Source organism: Sphingomonas soli NBRC 100801 (assembly GCF_001591025.1).
Classification (GTDB): domain Bacteria; phylum Pseudomonadota; class Alphaproteobacteria; order Sphingomonadales; family Sphingomonadaceae; genus Sphingomonas; species Sphingomonas soli.
The window spans coordinates 1-3,046 of sequence record NZ_BCTZ01000010.1; the positions used below are offsets into that span (position 1 = coordinate 1).

Consider the following 3,046-nt stretch of genomic DNA (forward strand, 5'->3'; position numbering starts at 1 on the left):
AGGGGAACAGGGCGATGGTGTTCCCGCGACGCGGCACGAAGGCCCCGGCGCGATACCGCGTCATCTTCTGCGTTGCTGGGATCTTGCCGGCCGGTCATCGGCGGCGGTGGTGGACAGGGCTGGATTCGAACCAGCGTACGCTTTCACGGGCAGATTTACAGTCTGCTGCCTTTAACCACTCGGCCACCTGTCCTTGGGCGCTCTTGGCGAGCGCGGTCCATTGCCGGGCGAAGCGCGGCGTGTCAACGCCTTGCGCGCAACTCGCGCCGCGCATAGCGTCGCCGCTTCCATTCCTCAGCCGCGAGACACACCAACCATGCGCGCTTTTGCCACTTTCGTTGCCGCCACCGCGCTCGTCGCGCCTCTTTCGGTCTCCGCCCAGGCCGTTCCGCCCGAAACCGCGCGAATCATCGCGGAGGGCACCGCCAATTCCGAAGTGATGCGCATCGCGCAATATCTGACCGACGTGATCGGCCCCCGCCTCACCATCTCGCCCGGCATGCGCCAGGCCGAGGACTGGACCGCCGCCAAGTTTCGCGAATGGGGCCTGAGCAACGTCCATAAGGAAGGCTTCGAGTTCGGACGCGGCTGGGAATCGCTCGGCGCGTCGATGCGCCTTGTCGAGCCGCGCATGACCCCGCTCACGATCGCGCCGATCGCCTGGACGCCGGGCACCGATGGCGTGGTCCGCGCGCCGGTCGTCGTCGCGGTGATGAGCGACATCGCTTCGATGGAGCAATATAAGGGCAAGCTGCGCGGCAAGCTGGTGCTGATCAGCGATCCCGAACCGCCCAAGGATCAGGACGAACCCGCGTTCAAGCGCTGGAGCGACGCCGATCTCGCGCGGTTCGACAGGTTCGATCTCACGCGCCGCAGCGCCAATGTCTCGTTCACCAGCCGCCAGGCGTTTGCCCGCGCCCGCGAAGCCTTCCTCAAGGCCGAAGGCGCGGTCGCCTATGGCAGCATGTCGTTCCGTCCGGGCAAGATCGTGCACGGCCAGGGCTCGCGCTTCCTCGTCGGCGACTCCCCGGCGCTTCCGGGCTTCGAGATCGCGCAGGAGGATTATCGCCGCCTCACCCGCCTCGCCGCGATGGGCGCCGCGCCGGTGGTCGAGCTGAACAGCCAGGTCCGCTATGATGACAGCGATCCGCAGGCCTATAACGTCATCGCCGACATCGCCGGCACCGATGCGAAGGCGGGCTATGTGATGGCCGGCGCGCATCTCGATAGCTGGGCTGCGGGTGATGGCGCGGTGGATAATGCCGCGGGCAGCGCGATGGTGATGGAAGCCGCGCGGATCATCAAGGCGTCGGGCATCCGCACCAAGCGCACGATCCGCTTCGCTCTGTGGTCGGCAGAGGAACAGGGCCTGTTCGGCTCGCAGGATTATGTGCAGCGCTATATCGCCAGCCGTCCGGTCAGCGATGGCTCGACGGGGATCAAGGCGAAGCAGGTCTGGGGCAATGGCTGGCCGATCACGCCGCTGCCCGGCCATGGCCAGCTCGTCGCCTATTTCAACATCGATAACGGCTCGGGCAAGATCCGCGGGATCAACGCGCAGAACAATGCCGCCGCCGGCGCGATCTTCGCCGAATGGCTCAAGCCCTTCCGTTCGATGGGTGCGGAAACGGTGGCCATCCGCAAGGTTGGCGGCACCGATCACGTCTATTTCGACGCGGTGGGCATCCCCGCATTCCAGTTCATCCAGGATCAGCTGGATTATGGCACGCTGCGCCATCACACCAATCTCGATACCTATGATGCGCTCCGGGCCGATGACATGCGCCAGGGCGCGATCATCCTCGCCGCCTTCCTGATCAACGCCGCCAATTCGGACAAGCCGCTGCCGCGCCTGCCCCTGCCCACCAAGCCGACCGAGGGCGATCTGTACCCTTATCCGGCAGCCGGAAGCAGCAAGTAATGGCCAAGCGCGGCCATCGGCCCAGCAAGGCGCCGCCGTCACGCCCGCGTTTCTACGGGCGTCACGCGGTGCTTGCCGCGCTCGACAATCCCGAACGCAATGTGCGCCAGGTCTGGGGCACGCATGAGGCGCTTGCCGGGCTCGATATCCCGCCCAGCATCCCTGTCACCTATGCCAATGCCGCCGATCTGGGGCGGCTGGTGCCGGGCGATGCGCCGCATCAGGGGCTGGTCGCCGATGTCGATCCGCTGGAGGATATCTGGCTGGGCGATCTGCTCGCGCAGGGCGAAGGCGATGATCGCCCGCTGATCGTGCTCGATCAGGTCACCGATCCGCACAATGTCGGCGCGATCCTGCGCTCGGCGGCAGCGTTCGACGCGCTCGGCATCGTCACCCAGGATCGCCACGCCCCGCCCGAATCGGGCACGGTCGCGCGCTCGGCGGCGGGCACGCTGGAAGTCGTCCCCTGGGTCCGCGTGGTCAATCTCGCCCGCGCGCTGGAAGAGATCGAGAAGGCGGGCTTCTGGCGCATCGGCCTGACCGGCCATGCCCATCAGACGCTCGCCGAAGTGATGGGCAAGGCGCGCATCTGCCTCGTCCTCGGCGCCGAGGGCGAAGGCATGCGCCAGAATACCGAGGCGCATTGCGACCAACTCGCCAAGCTGCCCATCTCCGACAAGGTCGAAAGCCTCAACGTATCCAACGCCGCCGCAATCGCGCTCTACGCGGTGGCGTCCCGCTAGCGTTTGATCGACACGGGTTGAATAGCCGTCATCCCCGCGGAAGCGGGGACCCAGAGCCAAGTCGGGCATCGCCTGGCAATTCTGGGTCCCCGCTTCCGCGGGGATGACGATTCAATGGATCAGCGATGATCGCAGGGGCGCGGGGCACTGGCACCCCCACCCCGCCGCCCGCCCGCACAACCAGCCGGAAGCCAACCACCCCTCTCGTCACCCCGGCTCCGTGCCGGGGTCCACGGGGCGGCTGGGCAATCGACCGGACCGGCGGAGGCGCGCCAGCGGCCTGGGCTGTACCCGCATGAAAGCAGCCAGACGGCCCTCGACCGAATGGCGGACCTTGAATCTTTGTCACCCCGGACCTGTTCCGGGGTCCACGAAACCGCGG

General features: G+C 67.0%; 2 protein-coding genes and 1 tRNA gene. 2 read left to right on the forward strand and 1 reads right to left on the reverse strand.

Going from position 1 to position 3,046, the window contains the following annotated elements; translation table 11 throughout:
* Window positions 1-107: 107 nt before the first annotated feature.
* Window positions 108-193: transfer RNA gene (locus SSO01S_RS07830), tRNA-Tyr, on the reverse strand.
* A 123-nt stretch (window positions 194-316) separates the two neighbouring features.
* Here SSO01S_RS07830 and SSO01S_RS07835 point away from each other — a divergent pair.
* A complete protein-coding gene (locus SSO01S_RS07835) occupies window positions 317-1,921 on the forward strand; it encodes a M20/M25/M40 family metallo-hydrolase (protein ID WP_066797800.1) in 1,605 nt (534 codons plus the stop codon).
* The gene (rlmB, locus tag SSO01S_RS07840) at window positions 1,921-2,664 is read left to right on the forward strand and encodes a 23S rRNA (guanosine(2251)-2'-O)-methyltransferase RlmB (RefSeq protein WP_066797803.1); all 744 of its coding nucleotides are present in this window, start codon (window positions 1,921-1,923) and stop codon (window positions 2,662-2,664) included. Before SSO01S_RS07835 ends, rlmB begins: the two co-directional genes overlap by 1 nt.
* The last annotated feature ends 382 nt before the right edge of the window (window positions 2,665-3,046 follow it).